This window comes from Mesorhizobium loti (assembly GCF_013170705.1).
Lineage (GTDB): Bacteria > Pseudomonadota > Alphaproteobacteria > Rhizobiales > Rhizobiaceae > Mesorhizobium > Mesorhizobium loti_D.
The window spans coordinates 5,557,585-5,579,556 of sequence record NZ_CP033334.1; the positions used below are offsets into that span (position 1 = coordinate 5,557,585).

At 62.5% G+C, this 21,972-nt stretch carries 18 protein-coding genes and 1 tRNA gene; 13 read left to right on the plus strand and 6 right to left on the minus strand.

Going from position 1 to position 21,972, the window contains the following annotated elements; translation table 11 throughout:
- Positions 1-115 precede the first annotated feature (115 nt).
- From betI to betB, 5 genes are all read left to right on the plus strand, one after another.
- On the plus strand, positions 116-706 hold the full coding sequence (gene betI / locus EB815_RS27435; RefSeq protein WP_056563670.1) for a choline-binding transcriptional repressor BetI: 591 nt from the start codon (positions 116-118) through the stop codon (positions 704-706).
- A complete protein-coding gene (betC, locus tag EB815_RS27440; protein ID WP_065004961.1) occupies positions 703-2,232 on the plus strand; it encodes a choline-sulfatase in 1,530 nt (509 codons plus the stop codon). The genes betI and betC overlap by 4 nt, the downstream gene beginning before the upstream one ends.
- Positions 2,233-3,234 (plus strand): threonine/serine dehydratase, encoded by a 1,002-nt coding sequence (locus EB815_RS27445; RefSeq protein WP_056563674.1) that lies wholly within the window; start codon positions 2,233-2,235, stop codon positions 3,232-3,234. It abuts the gene before it with no gap.
- Positions 3,227-4,879, plus strand: a complete 1,653-nt coding sequence (gene betA, locus EB815_RS27450) for a choline dehydrogenase (RefSeq protein WP_056563677.1) — start codon at positions 3,227-3,229, stop codon at positions 4,877-4,879. Before EB815_RS27445 ends, betA begins: the two co-directional genes overlap by 8 nt.
- Before the next feature lie 62 nt (positions 4,880-4,941).
- Positions 4,942-6,405 carry a betaine-aldehyde dehydrogenase gene (betB, locus tag EB815_RS27455; protein WP_056563680.1) on the plus strand — a complete coding sequence of 488 codons (1,464 nt, stop codon included), beginning with the start codon at positions 4,942-4,944 and terminating at the stop codon, positions 6,403-6,405.
- Positions 6,406-6,412: 7 nt separating this feature from the next.
- Here the strand turns inward: betB and EB815_RS27460 are convergent, their stop codons facing one another.
- Together EB815_RS27460 and EB815_RS27465 are read right to left on the minus strand one after the other, a co-directional pair.
- Complete coding sequence (locus tag EB815_RS27460; protein ID WP_056563682.1) at positions 6,413-8,650, minus strand: AGE family epimerase/isomerase; 2,238 nt, start codon at positions 8,648-8,650, stop codon at positions 6,413-6,415.
- 43 nt (positions 8,651-8,693) lie between these two features.
- Entirely contained in the window at positions 8,694-9,593 is a 900-nt protein-coding gene (locus EB815_RS27465; protein WP_065004960.1) for a LysR family transcriptional regulator, read from the minus strand.
- Positions 9,594-9,692: 99 nt separating this feature from the next.
- On the opposite strand from EB815_RS27465, the gene EB815_RS27470 reads away from it, so the two are divergent.
- The 6 genes from EB815_RS27470 (at position 9,693) to EB815_RS27495 (ending at position 13,988) form a co-directional block, all read left to right on the plus strand.
- Entirely contained in the window at positions 9,693-10,577 is an 885-nt protein-coding gene (locus EB815_RS27470) for an NmrA/HSCARG family protein (protein ID WP_065004959.1), read from the plus strand.
- A 75-nt stretch (positions 10,578-10,652) separates the two neighbouring features.
- A tRNA-Pro gene (locus EB815_RS27475) sits at positions 10,653-10,729 on the plus strand.
- Between the two features lie 701 nt (positions 10,730-11,430).
- A complete protein-coding gene (locus EB815_RS27480; RefSeq protein WP_081294684.1) occupies positions 11,431-11,718 on the plus strand; it encodes a hypothetical protein in 288 nt (95 codons plus the stop codon).
- A 1,087-nt stretch (positions 11,719-12,805) separates the two neighbouring features.
- Complete coding sequence (locus tag EB815_RS27485; RefSeq protein ID WP_056565609.1) at positions 12,806-13,021, plus strand: hypothetical protein; 216 nt, start codon at positions 12,806-12,808, stop codon at positions 13,019-13,021.
- Between the two features lie 4 nt (positions 13,022-13,025).
- Positions 13,026-13,463 (plus strand): hypothetical protein, encoded by a 438-nt coding sequence (locus EB815_RS27490; RefSeq protein WP_065004958.1) that lies wholly within the window; start codon positions 13,026-13,028, stop codon positions 13,461-13,463.
- 180 nt (positions 13,464-13,643) lie between these two features.
- The gene (locus EB815_RS27495; RefSeq protein ID WP_056563699.1) at positions 13,644-13,988 is read left to right on the plus strand and encodes a hypothetical protein; all 345 of its coding nucleotides are present in this window, start codon (positions 13,644-13,646) and stop codon (positions 13,986-13,988) included.
- Positions 13,989-14,034: 46 nt separating this feature from the next.
- On the opposite strand, the gene EB815_RS27500 is transcribed toward EB815_RS27495, so the two are convergent.
- The 4 genes from EB815_RS27500 to EB815_RS27515 form a co-directional block, all read right to left on the minus strand.
- Positions 14,035-15,654, minus strand: a complete 1,620-nt coding sequence (locus tag EB815_RS27500) for an ABC transporter ATP-binding protein (RefSeq protein WP_056565611.1) — start codon at positions 15,652-15,654, stop codon at positions 14,035-14,037.
- Positions 15,655-15,670: 16 nt separating this feature from the next.
- Complete coding sequence (locus EB815_RS27505; RefSeq protein ID WP_056563702.1) at positions 15,671-16,792, minus strand: ABC transporter permease; 1,122 nt, start codon at positions 16,790-16,792, stop codon at positions 15,671-15,673.
- Positions 16,785-17,708 (minus strand): ABC transporter permease subunit, encoded by a 924-nt coding sequence (locus tag EB815_RS27510; protein WP_056563705.1) that lies wholly within the window; start codon positions 17,706-17,708, stop codon positions 16,785-16,787. The genes EB815_RS27505 and EB815_RS27510 overlap by 8 nt, the downstream gene beginning before the upstream one ends.
- 162 nt (positions 17,709-17,870) lie before the next feature.
- Complete coding sequence (locus tag EB815_RS27515) at positions 17,871-19,463, minus strand: peptide ABC transporter substrate-binding protein (protein ID WP_056563708.1); 1,593 nt, start codon at positions 19,461-19,463, stop codon at positions 17,871-17,873.
- Between the two features lie 283 nt (positions 19,464-19,746).
- Between EB815_RS27515 and EB815_RS27520 the strand changes: the two genes are divergently transcribed.
- On the plus strand, positions 19,747-20,193 hold the full coding sequence (locus EB815_RS27520; RefSeq protein ID WP_155772417.1) for a TadE/TadG family type IV pilus assembly protein: 447 nt from the start codon (positions 19,747-19,749) through the stop codon (positions 20,191-20,193).
- Positions 20,194-21,951 carry a TadG family pilus assembly protein gene (locus tag EB815_RS27525; RefSeq protein WP_056563714.1) on the plus strand — a complete coding sequence of 586 codons (1,758 nt, stop codon included), beginning with the start codon at positions 20,194-20,196 and terminating at the stop codon, positions 21,949-21,951.
- The last annotated feature ends 21 nt before the right edge of the window (positions 21,952-21,972 follow it).

A 21,972-nucleotide genomic window follows, 5' to 3' on the forward strand; every position in this document is an offset into this window, starting at 1 on the left:
CAAGCCGTGAAGGGCCGCAAGCAGACAATCGCTTGGTGCAGGTCGCGCCCACGTCGATTTTTTGTTGATTGACCCGTCAATAAAAAATAACCTCCGCGCAAAAATCGGGAACAACATGCCGAAAGTCGGAATGGAGCCATTGCGCCGCAAGGCGCTCATCGACGCGACGATCTCGGCGATCGGCGAGCGCGGGTCGCTTGACGTGACCATGTCCGAGATCGCCGGGCGTGCGGGCGTGTCGTCCGCGCTTGCCCATCACTATTTCGGCGCCAAGGACGAGCTGTTGTTCGCGACGATGCGGCACATATTGGCTGAACTGACCGTCGATATGCGCCGTGCCCTGCAATCCACCGCCTCCCCGCGCGAACGCGTCTCCGCCGTGGTTGCCGTCAACTTCTCCGACATCCAGTTCCAGCCCGAAACCATCGCCGCATGGCTCGCCTTCTATGTCGAGGCACAGAAATCATCGGCCTTGCGACGGCTGCTCAGGATCTATGCGCGGCGGCTGCATTCGAATCTGATGAGCGGGCTGACCGGCATCCTGCCCCGGGCAGAGGCTGACCGCGCCGCGGAGGCGACAGCCGCGATGATCGACGGGCTCTACATCAGGCGGGCGTTGAAGGACGGCGTGCCCGACGCCGCGACCGCGATCGCGCTGGTCGAGGACTATCTCGAAACCAAACTCGGCGAGCGGCAAAAACAGTGACAGCGAAGCGACCCAATTTCCTGATCGTCATGGTCGATCAGCTCAACGGGACTTTTTTCCCCGATGGGCCAGCCGCGTTTCTGCACGCGCCGCATCTGAAAGCCTTGGCGGCGCGTTCGGCGCGCTTTGCCAACAACTACACGGCGTCGCCACTCTGTGCGCCGGGCCGCGCTTCGTTCATGAGCGGCCAGTTGCCGTCGCGCACCGAGGTCTATGACAATGCCGCCGAGTTCGCCTCGTCGATCCCGACCTTTGCCCATCACTTGCGCGCCGACGGCTATCACACCGTGCTGTCGGGCAAGATGCATTTCGTCGGCCCCGACCAGTTGCACGGCTTCGAGGAGCGGCTGACGACCGACATCTATCCCGCCGATTTCGGCTGGACGCCGGACTACCGCAAGCCCGGCGAACGGATCGACTGGTGGTATCACAATCTGGGCTCGGTGACCGGCGCCGGCGTCGCCGAGATCTCGAACCAGATGGAGTATGACGACGAGGTCGCCTTCCACGCGGTGCAGAAGCTCTATGACTTCGCCCGCGTCTCCGACGATGCCGCGCACCGGCCCTGGTGCCTGACGGTTTCATTCACCCATCCCCACGACCCCTATGTGGCACGGCGGCAGTACTGGGATCTCTACGAGGATTGCCCGGCGCTCGAACCAGAAGTGGGCTTCATCCCCTACGACCGCCAAGACCCGCATTCGCGACGGCTCTACAAGGCTTCCGACTACGACAGTTTCGACATCACGGCAGAGCAGATCCGCCGCTCGCGGCGGGGTTACTTCGCCAACATCTCCTATCTCGACGACAAGGTGGGCGAATTGCTGTCGGTGCTCGAGCGCACGCGCATGCTCGACGACACGATCATCCTGTTCTGCTCGGACCATGGCGACATGCTCGGCGAGCGCGGCCTGTGGTTCAAGATGTGCTTCTTCGAAGGCTCGGCGCGGGTGCCGCTGATGATCGCCGGCAAGGGTGTGCCGTCCGGACTGATCGAGGCGCCGGTGTCCAATCTCGACGTGACGCCGACACTGTGCGACCTCGCCGGCATCGACATGAGCGCGATCGCGCCATGGACCGACGGCCAGTCGCTGCTGCCGTTGCTCCAAGGCAAGCCGCGTACGGCGCCGGTGCTGATGGAATATGCGGCCGAAGGCTCCAACGCGCCGTTGGTGGCGATCCGCGACGGCCGCTACAAGTTCGTCCACTGCGAAATCGATCCGCCGCAACTCCATGATATCGAAGCCGACCCACGTGAATTGAGCAATCTCGCAACCGATCCGGCGCATGCGGATCTGGTGGCGGCCTTCACGGAAAAGGTCCGCGCGCGCTGGGACATGGCGGCTTTCGATGCTGCCGTGCGGGCCAGCCAGGCGCGGCGCTGGGTGGTCTATCCGGCATTGCGCAACGGCACGCACTACCCCTGGGAGTTCCAGCCGCTGCAGAAGGCTTCGGAACGTTACATGCGCAACCACATGGATCTCAACGTGCTCGAAGAGCAGAAGCGGTTTCCGCGAGGCGAATGAATGGCAGACCTTCTCGTCCCCTCCCTTGACCATCTCAAGCAGGCCTATGCCGTCACCTCCAAGGCGACACAGATCACGCCGCTGCTGGAATCGGCCGCACTCGCCAGGGAAACCGGTGCGGCCCGCGTCTTCATCAAGCCGGAATCGCTGCAATGGGCGGGATCGTTCAAGATACGCGGCGCCTATTGGCGGCTGAAGCGACTTTCGGCAGACGAGGCGAGGAAGGGTGTCGTTGCCTACTCCTCCGGCAATTTCGCGCAAGGGCTGGCCGCCGCCGGCCAGGCGCTCGGCATTCCCGTCACCATCGTCATGCCGATCGATGCGCCCGCCGCCAAGCGTGACGCGACCGCCGGCTACGGCGCACGCGTCGTGCTGACCGACCATGGCGAGCGCGCGCGTGAGGAAGTAGCCGCCGCCAAGGCCCGCGAGATCGCCGAGATGGAAGGGCTGGCACTGCTACATCCGTTCGACGATCCCGAGATCATCGCCGGCCAGGCGGGGGCCGGCCTCGAAGCGCTCGACCAGCTTGCCGCCAAGGACGCCAGCGCCGACCTGTTGTTCTGCTCGGTCGGCGGCGGTGGACTGATCGGCGGCGTTTCGCTCGCCTTCCACTATCTGTCGCCCGCAACCGAGATCATCGGCGTCGAGCCGGAAGGTTTCAACGGCATGGGTTCGTCGCTGGCGCATGGCAGCATCGAGACGATGCCGATCGGTCCGCGGTCGATCTGCGACGGGCTGATGTCGCGGCGGCCGGGCGATGCGCCGTTCGCCGCGGTCAAGACCGCTGGCGTTCGCGGCATCACCGTCGACGATCAATCGGTGCGCCGCGCCATGAGGATTGCTTTCGAGCGCATGAAACTGGTGCTCGAACCGTCCGGGGCTGCATCACTGGCGGCACTGCTCGGCGGCAAGGTGGATGTGAAGGACAGAAACGTCCTTGTTGTGGCTACCGGCGGCAATGTCTCGCTCGCCGATTTTATGGCGCATATGAACCATGCTTGAAGCGGATTTCGTCATCATCGGCTCCGGCTCGGCCGGTTCGGCCATGGCCTATCGCCTGTCGGAGGACGGCAAGCATTCGGTCATCGTCATCGAATTCGGCGGCAGCGATATCGGACCGCTGATCCAGATGCCGTCGGCCTTGTCGATCCCGCTCAACATGAGCCTCTACGACTGGGGGTTTGCCAGCGAGCCGGAGCCGCATCTCGGTGGCCGCGTGCTGGCGACGCCGCGCGGCAAGGTCATCGGCGGCTCGTCCTCGATCAATGGCATGGTCTATGTGCGCGGGCATGCGCGCGATTTTGATCACTGGGCCGAGCAAGGGGCTGCCGGATGGAGCTTTGCCGACGTGCTCCCCTATTTCAAGCGCATGGAAGACTCCGATGGCGGCGAGGACGGCTGGCGCGGGCACGGCGGCCCCCTGCATGTCCAGCGCGGCTCGCGTAAAAACCCGCTCTATGGCGCCTTCGTCGAGGCCGGCCGCCAGGCCGGGTTCGAACTGACCGACGACTACAATGGCGCCAAGCAGGAAGGCTTCGGCCCAATGGAGCAGACCATTCGCGGCGGTCGTCGCTGGTCGGCCGCATCAGCCTATCTGAAGCCGGCGCTCAGGCGGAAAAACGTGAGTCTGGTCAAGGGCTTTGCGCGCCGGGTGATCATCGAGAATCAACGCGCCATCGGCGTCGAAATCGAAGCTCACAAACAGATTCAGGTCGTTAAGGCGCGACGCGAGGTAATCGTCGCCGCGTCGTCGATCAACTCGCCAAAGATCCTGATGCTGTCCGGTATCGGGCCGGCTGAGCATTTGCGCGAAAACGGCATCGCCGTCGTGGCCGACCGGCCCGGCGTCGGCCGCAATCTGCAGGATCACCTGGAGCTCTACATCCAGCAGGAATCGACCAAGCCGATCACCCTGAATTCGGTGCTCAACCCGTTTTCCAAGGCGATGATCGGCGCGCAATGGCTGTTCTTCAAATCCGGCCTCGGCGCCACCAACCATTTCGAGGCGGCGGCCTTCGTGCGCTCCCAGGCCGGCGTCGACTATCCCGACATCCAGTACCATTTCATCCCCGCGGCAGTGCGCTATGACGGCAAGGCGGCGGCGAAGTCGCATGGCTTCCAGGCCCATGTCGGACCGATGCGGTCGAAGTCGCGCGGCTCGGTGACGCTGCGCTCGCCGGACCCCAAAGCCAAGCCGGTCATCCATTTCAACTACATGTCGCATCCCGACGATTGGGCGGAGTTCCGCCACTGTATCCGGCTGACGCGCGAAATCTTCGGCCAGAAGGCCTTCGACGCCTATCGCGGCCAGGAGATCTCGCCAGGCAGCCATGTGCAGTCGGACGACGATCTCGACGTCTTCATCCGCGACCACGCCGAAAGCGCCTACCACCCCTGCGGCACCTGCAAGATGGGCCGCGCCGACGACCCCATGAGTGTCGTCGATGCGGAATGCCGGGTGATCGGTGTCGGGGGACTGCGGGTCGCGGACTCCTCGATCTTCCCGCGCGTCACCAACGGCAATCTCAATGCACCGTCGATCATGACCGGTGAAAAGGCGTCCGACCACATTCTTGGCCGCACGCCGCTGGCGCCGTCCAACCAGGAACCATGGATCAATCCACGCTGGCAGGCGTCGGACAGATAGAGCATGATCCACGCATAGATTGAGCCGCCCAATTTCGCGGCGCCGGACCATCGGAGACTCCCATGCGCGCCCAACCCACGGCATCGCACTATGTCAACGGACGCTATATCGACGACGAACAAGGCGCGCCGCTGCCCGTCATCTACCCGGCAACCGGCGAGACCATCGCCATGCTGCGCTCGGCGACGCCGAACGTGCTGGAACTCGCCATCGAGGCCGCACGGGCCGCGCAGCCCGCCTGGGCACGGCTGAAACCGGTCGAGCGCGGCCGCATCCTGCGCCGCGCCGCCGACATTCTGCGCGCCCGCAACGCCGATCTGGCCCGCATCGAGACGCTCGACACCGGCAAGGCGATCCAGGAGACGCTGGTGGCGGACGCGCCTTCCGCCGCCGACTGCCTTGAATATTTCGGCGGCGCGGTCGCCGCCTACAATGGCGAGGCCGTCGATCTCGGCGGTCCTTTCGCCTACACGCGGCGCGAAGCGCTCGGTGTCTGCGTCGGCATTGGCGCCTGGAATTATCCTATCCAGATCGCCGGCTGGAAATCGGCACCGGCGCTGGCCATGGGCAATGCCATGGTGTTCAAGCCGTCGGAAAACACGCCGCTTTCAGCACTGGCGCTGGCCGAGATATACAGCGAGGCCGGCTTGCCCGACGGGTTGTTCAATGTGGTGCAGGGCTATGGCGATGTCGGGGCCGGTCTGGTGGGACACGATGTCGTCGCCAAGGTCTCGGTGACCGGCTCGGTGCCGACCGGACGCAAGGTGCTGTCGCTCGCCGGTTCGAAGATGAAGCACGCGACGATGGAGCTCGGCGGCAAGTCGCCGCTGATCATCTTCGACGACGCCGACATCGAAAACGCCATTGGCGGCGCCATGCTCGGCAATTTCTACTCGACCGGCCAGATCTGCTCCAACGGTACGCGCGTCTTCGTGCAAAGCGGCATCCATGACCGCTTCGTCGACCGGCTAATTGAGCGGACGAAAAAGATCCGCATCGGCGATCCGCTCGACCCCGAGACCCAGATGGGGCCGCTGGTCTCGAAAGCACAGCATGAGAAGGTCGTCGGCTATATCGGGATCGGCAAGCAGGATGGCGCTGTTCTGGCCTGCGGCGGCAACGTGCCTTCGCTGCAAGGCTTCGACGGTGGCTTCTTCGTCGAGCCGACGGTGTTCACCGGTGTCACCGACATGATGCGCATCGCCCGCGAGGAAATTTTCGGGCCGGTCATGAGTGTGCTGAAATTCGACGGCGAGGACGAGGTGATCGACCGCGCCAACGACACCGAATTCGGCCTCGCCGCCGGCGTGTTCACACGCGACCTGCCGCGCGCCCACCGTGTCATCGCCGAATTGCAGGCGGGCACCTGCTGGATCAATGCCTACAATCTGACGCCGGTGGAAATCCCCTTCGGCGGTTTCAAGCAGTCCGGCATCGGCCGCGAGAACTCGCTGGCGGCACTGGCGCTCTATTCGCAGCTGAAGTCGATCTATGTCGAGACGGGGGACGTGGCGAGCCCGTATTGAGCCCAGCCTAAGCCGTCTTCTCCGCCGTGCCGTCCAGATACTGCGTCAGCGCACAGACCAGATGATAAAATATGCTGGCCGGGACATCCGACGCCAGCGAGCGGCCGCGTTCGTCTATACGGTCTATCCACAGGCCGAGCGGCGCCGGGTCGATGTGCCAGCGGAACAGCCGGCCGACCCGTTCCTCTATCTCCGGCTTGAGATCGGGGCCGCCCGAACCATCCAGCGCGATAGCCGCCTTGACCGCTTCGGCCTGCGGCCAGCTGCGCGAAATCAGGTCCAGCGGCAGGCCCTGCCGCGAAACCGCGCCGTAGGCAAGGCCGGTGGCGCGGTTGAGGCCATTGGCGATGGCCGAGGCATAGAGTTTTCGGGCGAAGCCGCTCAGTTCGGCCTGACCGCTGCGTCCGGCGAAATCGACCAGCAGAGAAGCCCATTCGAAGTGATGGCCGGGCTCGGTCCACGCGCCCTTCTCACCAGCCGGCCTCCATTCGTCATCGAAATATTCGCCCAGTGTCCAGCTTTCCCGGTCGAAGAAATGGCTGCGGAAGAGATCGATGATGCGTGCCGCCCGGCGCAGGTGGGCACGCTCGCCGGTTGCCTGGTGCCAGGCCAGGAACGCCTCGAGCAAATGCATGTGCGGGTTGGAGCGCCGCTCGCCCTTCCCGTCCGATGTTTCGAGGAAACCGGTCATGCGATGATCCTCGAGATGCGCATCGAGGAACGCGAAGGTCTCCTCGCCGAGCCGCAAGGCATCGGGATTGCCGGACATATGGGCATGGGCGAGCGCCAAGAGCACGCAGGAATGATCGTATGCATCCTCGGTGGCATCGGCGACCGACCCGTCGACATGGAGCGTACGCACCCAACCGCCTTTGTCGGTGCGGCCATTCCTGGCCATGAACTCGATACCATGGCTGATCAGCCGGTCGGCCGGACCATGCCAGCCGCGCGCGCTGGCGACCGCGAAGGCATAGACCTGCCTGGCCTGGGTCCGCATGCGCTTGGGCTTCATGAGCGGGTTGGTATCGAAGCCCAGCGCTTCATGGAAACCGCCATGGCGCTCGTCTACGCCCGATGTCGACCACAGCGGCAACGTCTCCTGAAACAGCCAGTGGTGCACACGCCGCCGCCAGGCGCCGCTTTCGATGACGCGGTCATGCGCCGGCGTGAACCTGGTTTCCAGGCGGCCTGATTTCTCGAGCTGTTCGACGATCTTCTTGACGTGCTGGCTGTGACTGACCGGCGCGACGAAAGTCGCATCGGCGGTGGAAACGATCGCCACATCCTTCATGGCGATCGCCGACAACAGGCGGCCGTCGCTGCGGATGTAGGAGTTCTCGCAATCGATGGCGACGACATCGCCGATGACGACATTGCCTTGTTCGTCGGCCGGACCGACATCGAGCAGCGACTGCCAGGAGCCGAGATCGTTCCAGCGGAAGTCGGCCGGCACCATGGCAATGCCTTGCGCCCGCTCCATGATGGCATAGTCGATCGAGATCGAGGGGATGGCCTCATAGAGCTCCAGCGGCATATAGAGGCCGGACAGGTCCGATGTCGCCGCCTTGTAGGCGGCCGCGGTGGCCCGCCAGATGTCCGGCCGGAACGCCGCGAAGGCATCGCGCATGGCGCCGGCTCGAAACAGGAAGATGCCGGTGTTCCAGTAAAAGTTTTCCGCCCTGAGATAGCTCTGCGCCGTCGCAAGGTCCGGCTTTTCGACGAAGCGCGTGACGTCGAAGATGCCGCCCTGCGCACCTGCCACCTCGATATAGCCATAGCCGGTCTCGGGCTGCGTCGGCTTGATGCCGAACACCACGAGCCGCCCCGCCGCCGCCGCCTCGGCGCCGGCCTCGATGCTCTGCCAGAATTGCCCTGCGGTCGATATTTCGTGGTCTGATGGCACAACCAGGACGAGGCTGTCGCCGAATTCGGACAGGGTGCGCAGCGTTGCCAGTGCGATCGCGGCGGCGGTGTTGCGCCCCGTGGGCTCGAACAGCGGACCCCCGCCCGCAAGATCCAGGCCGGCCAGGTCGGCATGGACACGCTCGGCATGGCGCTCGGAGGCGATCAGGAAGATCGGCGTTTGGCCCGCGGGCCTTGCCGTCAGCCGGCGCAAGGTCTTGGCCAGCATGGAACCGTCGCCGGACAGGTCGTGAAACTGCTTGGGATTGTCCTCGCGCGACAGCGGCCAGAGCCGCGAGCCGACGCCGCCGCTCATGACAAAACTGACGATGCGCTGGCTCATTCGGGTCTCGCTCGGAAGTTGGTCTGGGGTAGAAACCATGCCTTTAAGCCGTGTTTACCCGATTGGAAATGCGCTCGGCCGCCAAGTCGATGAAGGCCTTGACCAGTGGGGAAAGGTGCCGGCTGCTGGGATAGAGAACGTGCAGGCCACCGGCCGGTGTCGCATAGCCGTCGAGCACGCGCCGCAACCGCCCCTCGTTGATCAATCCCTCCGCTATCGGCTGTGGCAATTGAGCGATGCCGAAGTCCGCGAGCGCGGCCGCCACCACCGCCTGCATCTCATTGGCGGCGAAGCGCCCGGCGACCACGACAGTTTCCTGGCCTTGCGGGCCATCCAGCACCCAATGAGCGCCTGAGGCCGACTGGCCCTCGATGACGCATCGATGGCGGGCGAGATCGGCCGGGCTTTCCGGCATCCCGTATCGCGCGAGATAGGCGGGGCTGGCGCAGAGCAGCCTGTGCGTGGAGCCGAGCTTGCGGGCAATCAGCGTCGAATCCTCGAGTCTCCCGGTACGGAAGGCGAGATCGATGCCGTCTTCGACCAGGTTGAGCTTGTCGTCGGTGAGGCGAAGTTCGACATTGGTCTTCGGATACAGCGTCAGAAAGTCGACCACGGCACGGATGAGGAAGTGCCCCCCAAAACCAACCGGGGCCGAGATGCGGATCGTGCCCGAAGGCTCCGCCCTCGCCTCGGCGAGGTGCAGATTCGCCTCTTCTATCGTCCGCAGCCCCTGGCTGCTCCGTTCATAGTAGAGACGCCCGGCATCCGTCAGGTTGAGGCTGCGCGTGGTGCGCTGCAGCAGGCGCACGCCGACCTCGCGTTCGAGCGCGGCGACACGGCGGCTGACCGTCGTCTTGGGCATGGCGAGCAGGCGCGCCGCGGCGGTGAAACTTCCGGCTTCGACGACGCGGGCAAACACGACGATATCGTTGAGGTCGATCATTACATTCAAAACTGGGACAAAGTTTTCCAACTATATACAATTATGCATCAATGCGATAGGCGCTAGCTTTGCTCCAGACAAACAGATGGAGCAGATCAGATGACCAGCAAACGAAACATTCTTGTGACCGGTGCCACGGGCCAGCAAGGCGGGGCGGTGGCGCATGCCCTCTTGTCCAGGGGCCATCGCGTCAAGGCATTGACACGCAAGCCGGACAGCGAGGCCGCACGGCAACTGGCGGCCGCGGGCGCCGACATCGCCGCCGGCGATCTCGGCGACGCGGCCTCTGTCGTGAAGGCCGCAAAAGACGCCGACACCATGTTCCTGATGGGCAACAGCTACGAGGCCGGTCTCGAGGAGGAAATCCGCCAGGGGATTCTTGCCGCCGATGCGGCAAAGGCCGCCGGCATCGGACACCTGATCTACTCATCGGTTGCCGACGCCGACAAGAAGACCGGGATTCCGCATTTCGAAAGCAAATACCTGGTCGAGCAGCATGTCAGGCAGCTCGGCATTCCCTATACGATCAGCGCGCCGGTCGCCTTCATGGAGAATGTCGTCGCCCCGTGGTCGATCGCAGCGCTCAGCCAGGGCAGCCATGCCTTCGCCATGCCGCCGAAGCGCGTCCTGCAGCTGGTTTCGCTGGCGGATATCGGGGCGTTCGTCGCCACTCTGGCCGAGCGGCGCGAAAGCGTCTTCGGCAAACGCTTCGATTTCGCCGGGGACGAATTGTCCGGTGAAGAGCAGGCAAGAATCCTGTCCGAGGCCATCGGCCGCCCGATCCGCTATCAGGAGATCCCGATCGCGGCTGCCCGCCAGCAGAGCGAGGACGCGGCATTGATGTTCGAATGGTTCGACCGCGTCGGCTACGACGTTGACATCGCCGCCTTGCAAAGGGAGTTCCCCGAAGTGCGCTGGCACGGTTTTGCCGATTGGGCGCGCGCATTTAACTGGAGCATCAGCGGCCTGCGCGGCGAAAGCTGATGAAATGCGACAGAAGTGCTGCCATTGCCGCTTGCAGGAATGAAGTGTGGCAGCTATAAGCCCGCCGTCTGGTCACGGAGTGTAGCGCAGCCTGGTAGCGCACCTCGTTCGGGACGAGGGGGTCGCAGGTTCAAATCCTGCCACTCCGACCAGAAAAACAACGTGTTAGCGCATCCCGACTTTGGCGCTTGAACTGACATACACCTCAAAACCTGGCGAGATGATACGCATCCTCAGTTGAGTTGGCTGAGAGCCATAACCAACGCGCTACGCAAGAAGAGGAGCCATAGGCTCCCTGCCGCCATTGGCTTTCGGCCGTCAGCCTACGGCGCTTTCCCAGCATCCGCTTTGGCTGATCACATGCCGACAAAAAGTGTCGACGAACCTCACTCCCGTCACACTTACCGGAGGCCAAAGAAGCTCAATATCGCCAACACGATGACTATAGCTCCAACGAGCCAGATGATGTTGTTCATGATCTCTCTCCTGTCGCCTGGGAAGCCCGCGCCTCTGGCGGAGGACGCGGGCCGATCAGCCTTTGCCGGCCGATCTTCGGCAGACACCGAGGCGTCCGCCGCAGGGAGTAGAACTATTAGATGGGCCTAATGTTCCACAGCATGGCAAGCCGGATGTTGCGAATTTTCGAGTTCGGATCGTCGTGCCGACTGAACAAGCGCAACCGATGGATCGGGCCACTTCGAAAAGCGCCCTCTTCTCTCCCCCCGGGCACTGCGATCGCCCAAACTTCGACTGTCCAAAGGCATTCCTACAGCCTTGGGAAAACCCTGGAACCAAAGCGGCCAGCCGCAGTTGTATCCACCGAAGGGCTATTCAAGTCAGTGGAGAAACTACAATGAAAACAATGATCATGTGCGCTTTGGCGCTTTCCGTGGGATTGCCGGTCGTGGCCTCGGCCGCCGAGGCCGATGTGGTTATCAGGACCCACCATCGACACCACCACCAGGTCAGGATCATCAACGAGGATGGACAGCGCCTGCATCACCGTCACCACGGCACGGTCGCGTTCTATGACCATGGCCGCCGGTATCATCACCATCGTCGGGATGCCCTCGTGGTCAGCGGTTCCGTCTCCACACACCATCACCGCCATCCCGTGGTGATCGAGAACAGCGGCTACTGATAAGCAGCCGCTGGCCCGGCTCATCACAAGGAGTCGGGCCAACTCGGCTTTGTCCAGGGCCCTGACTGGGAACGGGATTCCAGTTTGCGGTTTCGTAGTGGGTTGGTCGCGGAAGTCCGTGCAATCCCACCACTTGTTGTGGAAGTTCTGATCGTTCAGCCCAACGCGTGACATGCCATTTTAGTGATGGCCGCTATTCAGCCCTTCTTCCACGCTGCGCGACGGTACTGGCCCATTCCCCTTCGCCTCGTTAGTCGCCGCTGAGCTTGACTTACCTATCGGCAGGCTGGGCCGCCAGGGTCAGGGGTGCGATCGGCGGCGTCTTTCGAAGATGTCGATCTTGCGGCTGTATGTCATCTGAATTTGATTGTCACAACCTTCACAGGTCAGAGACTTGACGCTCTTTATCAGGCGGCCTTTACGGATCATCATTCGGTTGCATCGAGGACATTGGATCATCATGTCATCGTCATACCGGTCCGGTGAAAGTGCCATATTCGCCTCCCAATGATGCTGTGAAGCAACTTGCGTGCCGCATGGATATCTCGAATGTAATGTGTGGAGCGGCCAGCGTTAATCGAGCGTGATTTGTTGGTTCACTATCCGCGATTCCGGCCTGGCATCGGGCTGGTGACGGAAGTCCGCGCAGGTGCGTGGCCGCCATTCAGCCCTTCTTCCGTTCTCCGATTTGAGACTGAGGGTTCGCTCGCCGCCATGGTAGCGGCGGGCGAACCCTATCGGCGCAGGAAGGGACGTAGCTGCGCCAATCTGCAAGACATTCGTGCTCGGGTCAGCCAAGAGTTAATCCAATCGCCATGAAGGTGATGGCCACAGCGAAGATCAACGCGAGCAACCAGCGTGCTTGGTCAACACTCTTCTCCATCACTTCCTCCCGAACATGCAGCGGACAACGACTGCGGACGGGGGCTGTTCCGGGCAGAATCACCGGTAGGACCATTGCATTTTACAGCCAGACTTAAGTCCGGCGCCCTATCGGACCGAAGCCCAACCAGGGAACGATTGCGCTTCGACCCTGTTCGGTTGACTGGGCGCGAGGGCGATCAAGCGGAATTGGATGAAAGTCACCATGTCGAACAGTGAGGCCGCAAGATCCGATGCATTGGGGACGCGCGTAGCCGACCTCAAGGCCAGGATGCAGCAAGCCCGGATTACCATGAGCGAAATGAAGACCTTCCAAAAGGTAGCGGCCATGATGGAAGACGGACAGGGCGGCATCGATGGCGACGATTTGATCGCCGCGTCCTTCGTGACCGACACGTTGCTCGACAAGGAAACGCCCTGAGACCATGCGGACTATCAGCAGGCTTTTTGATTCCCATGCCGAAGCGGGCCGGGTTGCTGGAGAACTGGTGGCGGCTGGTGTTCCTCACGTTCAGATTGCCATTATCGGCCCCTACCAGGATGAAGTCGGAGTTCTGAAGTCTCCGAGCGTCATTTTCGGTTTGGTCGGTGCGGCATTGGCGTGCCTTGGCGCCATGGCCGTCTACGGTATCACTTCCCTTCAGGTCGGATTACCGGCAACAGCCGTGATTTGCGCGGTCTGTGGCGGTGCTGGCGGATTGATCGGCTCATTCATCACGACTGCTGCCCAACCCGACGATCGGAGCGTCGCCGAGGGGATCGTCCTGGTGACGGCGCATGTCGATGAAAACAAGAGTGATATCGCCCAGACCGTGCTCCGCGGTGACGCCGACATGGCCGGGCTTGTCGCCGAGACTGCATGAGAATCCCCTGAAGATGACAGGCCGACAAGCCGCGCGAACGAGCGAGCGCCGGCAGACGGCATCTCGTCACGACCGGCGCGGATTGCGATCAGGCTCGACAGCAGGCGCAAACTTTGTCGAAATGGACATCGGCTCTAGGCAATTCGATGAAAGCCGGTAAGCTGGCGACCGGATGCGGACATGAATTTTATCTCGACGACAGCCTCGACACCGGTTCTTGTGATTGCCGTGCTTCTCGTGGCCGGCTGCTCCTCGATCAGCAGAACGATAGATCCGGCGAAGTACGACAAGATGACCTGTGTCGAGCTCAACAGCGCGCTGGGCGAAACCGCCAGAGAAATCTCGCAAACCGCGATTACGCGCGGCAAGGTCGCCAGCACCAATGTTCCGCGCTGGCTGCTTGGTGGCTCACGCGTGAAAAACGCCGTCGCCAATCGGGAAACAGCCAGGATAGACCGGCTCAAACAGCAGCAGGATGCCATAACCGCTGCGCGTGCACGCAAGTGCCCAAGGTCCGCGGGCTGAGCGAACGGAGGCCGCCACGATTATTGCCTTCAGTTGAAGCGCCGCCTCAGGCGCTCAGCCGAAAGCGCGTCACGTCGATCGCCGCGTTCATGAGCGTCTGCGTGTAAGGCGCTTGCGGATTGCTGAAGATCGCCTCGGTCGGCCCCTGCTCGACAATCTTTCCCTGCTTCATGACGATGATGTAGTCGGCCATGGCGCGCACCACGGCAAGGTCGTGGCTGATAAAGAGGTAGGACAGTTCATGGTCGGCCTGCAGCTTGCGCAGCAGTTCGACGATCTGCTTTTGCACCGAGCGATCAAGCGCGGAGGTCGGCTCGTCCAGCACGACCATCTTTGGCTTCAGGATCATCGCCCGGGCAATGGCGATGCGCTGCCGCTGGCCGCCGGAGAATTCATGCGGGTAGCGGTTGCGGGCGTTGGGATCGAGCCCGACTTCGCGCAAAGCCTCGACCGCGCGCTGGTCACGCTGCTTGCCAGAAAGGTTCGGCTCATGCACCAGAAGGCCTTCGGTGATGACCTGGCCGACGGTCATGCGCGGCGACAGCGAGCCGAACGGATCCTGGAAGACGAGTTGCATCTGGCGCCGCAGTGGCCGCATCGCCTGCCGGTCGGCCGTGGAAATGTCGCGATCGCCAAAACGGATCAAACCATCGCTCGGTAGCAGCCGCAGCAGAGCGCGGCCGAGCGTCGATTTGCCGGAACCGGATTCGCCGACGATGCCGATGGTCTGGTTGCGCTGAAGCCGGATCGAAATGTCATCGACGGCACGCAGCATCAGTGGCTCGCCGGCCAGAAACCCGCCGCCGATCCTGAATGTGACTTCGACATTCCTGCCTTCGAGCACCACGGGCGCGCTGGCCGGCGGTGGTGCCTTGGTTCCCGTCGGCTCGGCCGCCAGCAGCATCTTGGTGTAGGCATGCCGCGGGTTTGCGAAGATCGCTTCCGCCTCGCCTTCCTCGACGACCTCGCCCTGACGCATGACATAGACACGGTCGGCGAAACGACGGACGATGCCAAGATCGTGGGTGATGAAGACGATCGCCATGCCGAGCTTGCGCTGCAGTTCGGCGAGCAACATCAGGATCTGCGCCTGGATCGTCACGTCGAGCGCCGTCGTCGGCTCGTCGGCGATCAGGATGTCGGGATCGTTGGCCAGGGCCATGGCGATCATCACGCGCTGGCGCTGGCCGCCGGACATTTCGTGCGGATAGGATTTCATCCGCCGCTCGGGATCGGGAATATGCACAAGCCGCAAGAGCCTGAGCGCCTCCTCGCGTGCCTCGGCGGCATTCAGGCCGCGATGCCGGCGGATCGGCTCGATCAGCTGGTTGCCGATCGAATAGAGCGGATCGAGCGAGGTCATCGGCTCCTGGAAGATCATGCTGATCTTGGCGCCGCGCACCTTGTTCAGGTCGGATTTGCTCAATGTCAGCAGGTTGCGGCCGCGATAGTCGACATGGCCCGTGGCTTCGCCATTCGAGGCCAGCAGGCTCATCGCCGCCATCATGGTCTGGCTCTTGCCGGAACCGGATTCGCCGACCACGGCGACGGTCTCGCCTGCGTTGACATGGATGCTGATGCCCTTGACCGCCTCGACGGCGCCGTCGAGCGTGCGGAAGCGGACCCGCAGGTCCTTGACGCTGAGGATCGTTTCGGGAGTAGCCATATCACCGGTCCCCATCTCAGCGATCCCTTGGGTCGAGCGCGTCGCGCAGGCCGTCGCCGACGAAATTCAGGGCGAACAGCGTCGAGACGAGGAAGAAGGCGGGGAACAGGAGCAGCCAGTTGGCGGTGCCGATGTTCTTGGCGCCCACCGAAATCAGCACGCCCCAACTGGTCATCGGCTCCTGCACGCCGAGCCCGAGGAACGACAGGAAACTCTCCAGGATGATGACCTGCGGCACCAGCAGCGTCATGTAGATCACCACCGGACCGAGCAGATTGGGGATGACATGGCGCAACAGGATGCCACGCTGGCCGACGCCCATGGCTTCGGCCGCCTGGACATATTCCTGGCGGCGGATCGACAGCGCCTGGCCACGCACGATGCGGGCCATGTCGAGCCACAGCACCGCGCCCACGGCCAGGAACATCAGCACGAAGTTGCGGCCGAAGAACACCACCAGCATGATGACGAAGAAGATGAACGGCAAGGAATAGAGTACATCGACGATGCGCATCATCACCTCGTCGATCTTGCCACCGGAAAAGCCGGCGGCGGCGCCATAGATCACCCCAATCACCACCGCGACGACACCGGCGAGCAGGCCGATGGCAAGCGAGATGCGCCCAGCCATCAGCGTGCGCGACAGCAGATCGCGGCCGGTGTTGTCGGTGCCAAACAGGAAATATTGCTGCTTGACCGATGTGCTCATCGTCACCTCGAGCCCGTCAGGCGATTTGTTCTCGATCTTGGTGTCGTCAAAGGCATCGGAGCGGTCGAGGTAGCGGATGTTGCGATCATCGATCGGTTTGGTCGAGGTGACCCTGACCGTGACGCGGCTGCCTTCCTGATGCCATTCCTTGAGGTCGACACGCATGCGCTTGATGGCGTCCGTGAGTGTGCCCTGAATCATGTCTGGCTTCGGGTAGGCCGACAGGCTTGGCGGCATGCGCACATAGTCGGCATAGATGGTCGTGTATTGATGCGGCACGAACCAGGGGCCGAACACGCTGACGATCCCGATCAAAGCGAGATAGTAGAGGCTGAACATAGCGGCGCGGTTGGCCTTGAGGCGCGCCCAGGCATCGCCCCAGAGCGAGCGTCCAACGATGGTGGGAGCCGCGGCTGCGATGTCAGTCATAGCGCACCCTCGGATCGACGACCGCGTACATGACGTCGACGATCAGGTTGAAAACGATGGTGAAGATGGCGATCACCACCACCGTCCCCATCACCAGCGTGTAGTCGCGGTTGAGCGCCGCATCGACGAAATAGCGGCCGACGCCGGGAATGGAGAAGATCGTCTCGACAATGACCGAACCGGTCAAAAGGGCCGCCGCCGCGGGGCCGGTAAACGAGACGATCGGCAGGATAGCGCCGCGCAGGGCATGCTTGACCACCACCGACCAGTCGGAAAGGCCGAGCGCGCGCGCCGTGCGGATGTGATGGGAGCGCAGAGATTCGATCATCGAGCCGCGCATCAGGCGGGCAACGATGGCGATCTGCGGCAAGGCAAGGGTGAGCACCGGGCCGACCTTGTTGATGAAGGCGCCATCGCCCCAGCCGCCGATCGGCAAAAGCTTCCAGGTCAGCCCGAAAAGGAGCTGGATCACCGGCGCGATGACGAAGGTCGGGATGGTGCTGCCGGCGGTCGCCAGCGCAATCACCGTGTAGTCGCCAAGCTTGTTCTGGTTGAGTGCGGCGATGGTGCCGAGCAAGGAACCCAGCAGCAACGCCAGGATCAGCGCCGACGCACCGAGTTGCACCGAAATGGGCAGGCCCTTGGCGAACAATTCGGTGACGGTGAAGTCCGGCATGTTGTAGCTCGGGCCAAAATTGCCGCGCAAGAGATTGCCGAGATAGTGGAGATATTGCAGCCAGAGCGGGTCGTTGAGGCCGAACTGGGCTTCAAGGTTGGCCTTGATCTCGGGGCTCAGCCCCCGCTCCTGGTTGAATGGGCCGCCTGGCGCGACGCGCATCAGGAAAAACGCCATCGTCACGATGACGAACAGCGTCGGTATGGCGGTCAAAAGCCGCCGGAATACGTATCGCAGCATCGGTGCCCCGCTTGATCCGGAACACGCCCATCCCGTTGGATGATTGTGCTCCAGCCTTCAAATCTTCGCACCGGATCTTCCGAAAATCGATTGCGCTTCCCGGCCGATGCGATGGCAAACCAGCACCGCCGCGCATGGAATGCGCGGCGGCTTGGCCAGGGATCAGTCCTTGCTGACGAAACGCGACGGATGGACGTCCATCACATTGTCGACGAAGCCATGCAGCTTCGAGGACACGATGTCGTGGTAGCTGTAGTAGAGAAGCGGAATCTGGCCGACATCGTCGACAAGAATGCGCTCGGCCTCGGAGAGCTCCTTCATGCGCTCCTCGGGCTTGCCGCCGGCGGCGGCCGCCTTGTCCATGGCCGCTTCATAGGCCGGGCTGTTGTAATTCGAGTAGTTGTTGCCGCTCGCCTTGCGCGAGATGCCGAGGAAGGTTTCCGGATCCTTGTAATCGGCGATCCAGGCGGCACGCGCCACGTCATAGTCGCCCTTCTGCTCAAGGAAGGAGTAGTGGGTCTTGGTGTCGGTGTTGAGCAGCGTGACGTCGACGCCAAGCGGCTTCAACTGCTCCTGGATGGCAACCGCGGTGTTCTTGTGGTTCTCCGAGGTGTTGTAGCGGATTTCCATCTTCAGCGGATGTTCGGGCGTGTAGCCAAGCTTCTCGAGGATTTTCTTGGCGGCGTCCTCGCGGTCGATCTGCGGCATGTCGGCGTATTTGGCCATTGCGGGCGTGTAGCCCTCGATGCCGGGAGGCACCATGGAATAGCCGGGCAGCATCGAGTTCTGCCAGACCTTTTCGGCGATGAAGTCGCGGTCGATCGCCATCGAAATGGCGTTGCGCAGTTCAGGGTTGTTCCACGGCGCCTTGTCGGTCTTGATCGCGTAGTAATAGGTGCCGAGATATGGGCCGACATGGATCTGGTCGCCGAACTTGGTCTTGAGGTCGGCGAGCTGTTCGGTCGGCAGATCGTCATAGCTGTCGAGCTCGCCGGCTTCGAAGCGCTTCATGGCCGAAGAGCGATCTTCGGTCGGGATGTAGTTGACGACGTCGAACTTGACGGTCGCCGCGTCCCAGAATTTCGGATTCTTGACCAGTTTCATATGGTCGTTGGGGACCCATTCGGCCAGCGTATAGGCGCCGTTCGAAACAAGGTTGCCGGGCTTGATCCAGTCAGCACCGAGCTTTTCGATCGAGGCCTTGCTGACCGGATAGGTCGCCTGATGGGTCAGCATCTCCAGGAAGTAAGGCGTCGGCGCCTTCAGCGTCACTTCCAGGGTGTTGGCATCGATCGCCTTGACGCCCATGTCCTCGGGCTTGCCCTTCTTGGTGTTGACGTCCTCCGCACCCTTCACCGGATAGAGCATCGAGGCATATTCGGCACCGGTCGCGGGGTCTTCCAGCCGATGGAAGGCGTAGACGAAGTCGTCGGCCGTCACCGGGCTGCCGTCCGACCACATGCCGTCCTTGCGCAGCTTGAACGTGTAGACGGTGCCGTCATCCGATACCGTCCAGCTTTCGGCGGCGCCCGGAATGAGGTTCGCCTTCTCGTCCTGCATGACCAGCCCCTGGAACAGGTCACGCAACACATTGGCCTCATAGACCGTCGAGGTCTTGTGCGGATCGACCGATTCCGACTCGGCGGCGGTGCCCCTGTTATAAACGGTCTCCGCGAAAGCCGGTGTGTAGAATGCACCGGCGGCTACGGCCATGGTGGTGGCGAACACCGTCGCCTTCAGCATTTTTTTCAGCATGAAGTTCTCCCTGTCGGCGCTGCCGTCGGCGCGCCTTTTCGTGTTGACGCCCCGGGACCGATATCTGGTTCCTTCAAGCGCGCCGCCGGTTCCCTCCGGCAGCTGGTGGCAGGAGACTAGACAGGCGGTAAGCTGTTTTCAACCGAGTACTGATTGACCCTAAGTCAATCCTTCCAACCGAAGAAGCAACGGCTAAATTAGAGCGGCTTTTTCAATTGTACGCACCCTCTGGTTGCACCCAGAGTTTTCGCTTTCTGCATGCGCATTTTGGCATGCTGCTATCATGGTTCAGAACCTCATTTCCAGGGCCCGAAAGCGCGCATTCCGAACAGACAATTCGGGAACTTCGGCGGTCGAATTCGCTTTACTGTCGCCGCTCTTTATCCTCTTGCTACTCGGAATGGTTGCATACGGCATCTATTTTGGCGCCGCCAACTCGATCCAGCAGATCGCGGCCGACGCCGCCAGGACGGCCATTGCCGGATTGAACCAGACCGAGCGGCAAACGCTGGTGGCCTCCTTCCTCGCCAACAATGCCGGCGGCTACCCCTTCGTGGACGCCAGCAAACTAACCTACCAGGCCAATGACAGCACAGCCGATGGAAGCCAGTTCGTGGTGTCCATCTCCTACGATGCGCGCAACCTGCCGATCTGGAATCTCTTCCCGGGCATAGCCATGCCGGGGACCACCATCAAGCGCCAGTCAACGATCAGGGTCGGGGGTATCTGAATGCCGCAGCGTCGGGGCAAGGGCATCGGCCGGCTTGTACGATCGATGCTGGGAGACAGGAATGCGAACTTTGCCGTCATGACGGCACTGAGCGCACCAGTCGCGCTGGCGCTGGCCGCGGTGGCTATCGATGAAGCCTCGATCTATACCGAACGCCGCGAGGCCCAGGCGATGGTCGATCTGGCGGCGATAACCGCCGCCTCGAACATCAACAATGTCAACACGGCGGTCGTGACCACGCTCACCGACAACGGCATGCCGGGTGTCGTCGTTCAAGCCTCGGACCAGACCATTTCCCCGGCCGTCGGAAAGACGGTGGTGACGGTCACAAAGGGCCGATATGCCTCATCAACCGCCAATGTCACCCAGCGCTTCCAGGCGGGCGTGACACCTTACAATGCAGTGCGTGTCACGCTGGCGAAAATCCCCGCCCGCTATTTCGCGAGCTCGCTCATCCCCACTCCGGTCATCGGCACCCAAGCCACGGCCAGCATGACGCCGCAGGCCGCGTTCTCGGTCGGGTCGAGACTGCTCAGCGTCAACGGCGGCATCCTCAACGCGCTTCTAAGCGGGCTTCTCGGCGGCAACATTTCACTCAGCGTCATGGACTATAATGGGCTGATCTCGGCCGACGTCAGCGTGCTCTCCTTTGTCAGTGCCTTGGCCACACAACTGAACATCACCGCCGGCACCTATTCGAACGTGCTGGCCTCGAAGGCGACTGTCGGCCAGATCGCCACCGCCATGGCCAACGTTCCTGGTCTCGGCAATACGGCCAAGGTCGCCCTGCAGACCATCGCCACCAGGTCGACGAGCACGGTCAAGATCCCGCTCAGCAGCCTTATCGACCTTGGTTCCGTCGGCAGCCTGGGCCTCGGACAACAGCCGTCTGGCCTTGGGGTCGACGCAAGCGCCATGGGGATGCTGACCGCCGCCGCCGTGCTCGCAAACGGCACCAACCAGGCGGCGGTCGATCTCGGCGCCACCATCCCCGGGCTGCTCTCCACCAAGCTCAACATCGCCATTGGCGAGCCGGCGCAATCCTCGCCCTGGCTGGCGGTCGATGGCATCGGCACCGTCGTGCGGACCGCCCAGACGCGCATCAAACTGACGGCCTCAGTCGGTGTCGGCACGCCGGGCATCGGCGGCGGCGTCAATCTGGTGGCCGTCAATCTGCCGCTCAATGTTGAAGTCGCCTATGCCGAAGCCAAGCTGACCGACATTACCTGTCCAACAGGACCGTCCAGCATCAGCGTTTCCATCGCCGCACACCCGGGTGTTGCCCAGCTGAACCTGGCCAACAGCAACAATCCCTCCGGCTTCGCCGATTTCAGCCAGCCACAGACCTTCACCGATGCGGACATCGCCGATGTGAAGCTGCTGTTGATACAGCTGATCCAGGTGATGGGTTCGGCCGCGACCGCGATCACCAACAACAGCCCGCAGACCCTGACCTTCAACGCGACCGACATCGCCAACAAGACGATCAAGACCGTTTCGACGCGCAACATCTCGCAGTCGCTCACCACGTCGCTGGTCAACAATTTGTCGCTTTCGGTCAAGGCGCTCGGTCTCGGCATCGATCTGACGGCCCTGCTCGGAACGGTCAAACCAGCAGTTGTGGCCCTGCTCAACACCGTAACGGCGCCCGTCGACGACTTGCTCTACAATGTGCTGGCGGCCCTGGGTGTCGGCGTCGGCCAGGCCGACGTGCGTGTCACCGGAGCAACCTGCGGACGGGCAGTGCTCGTCCAGTAGCGCATTTGTGCTCAAACAGCC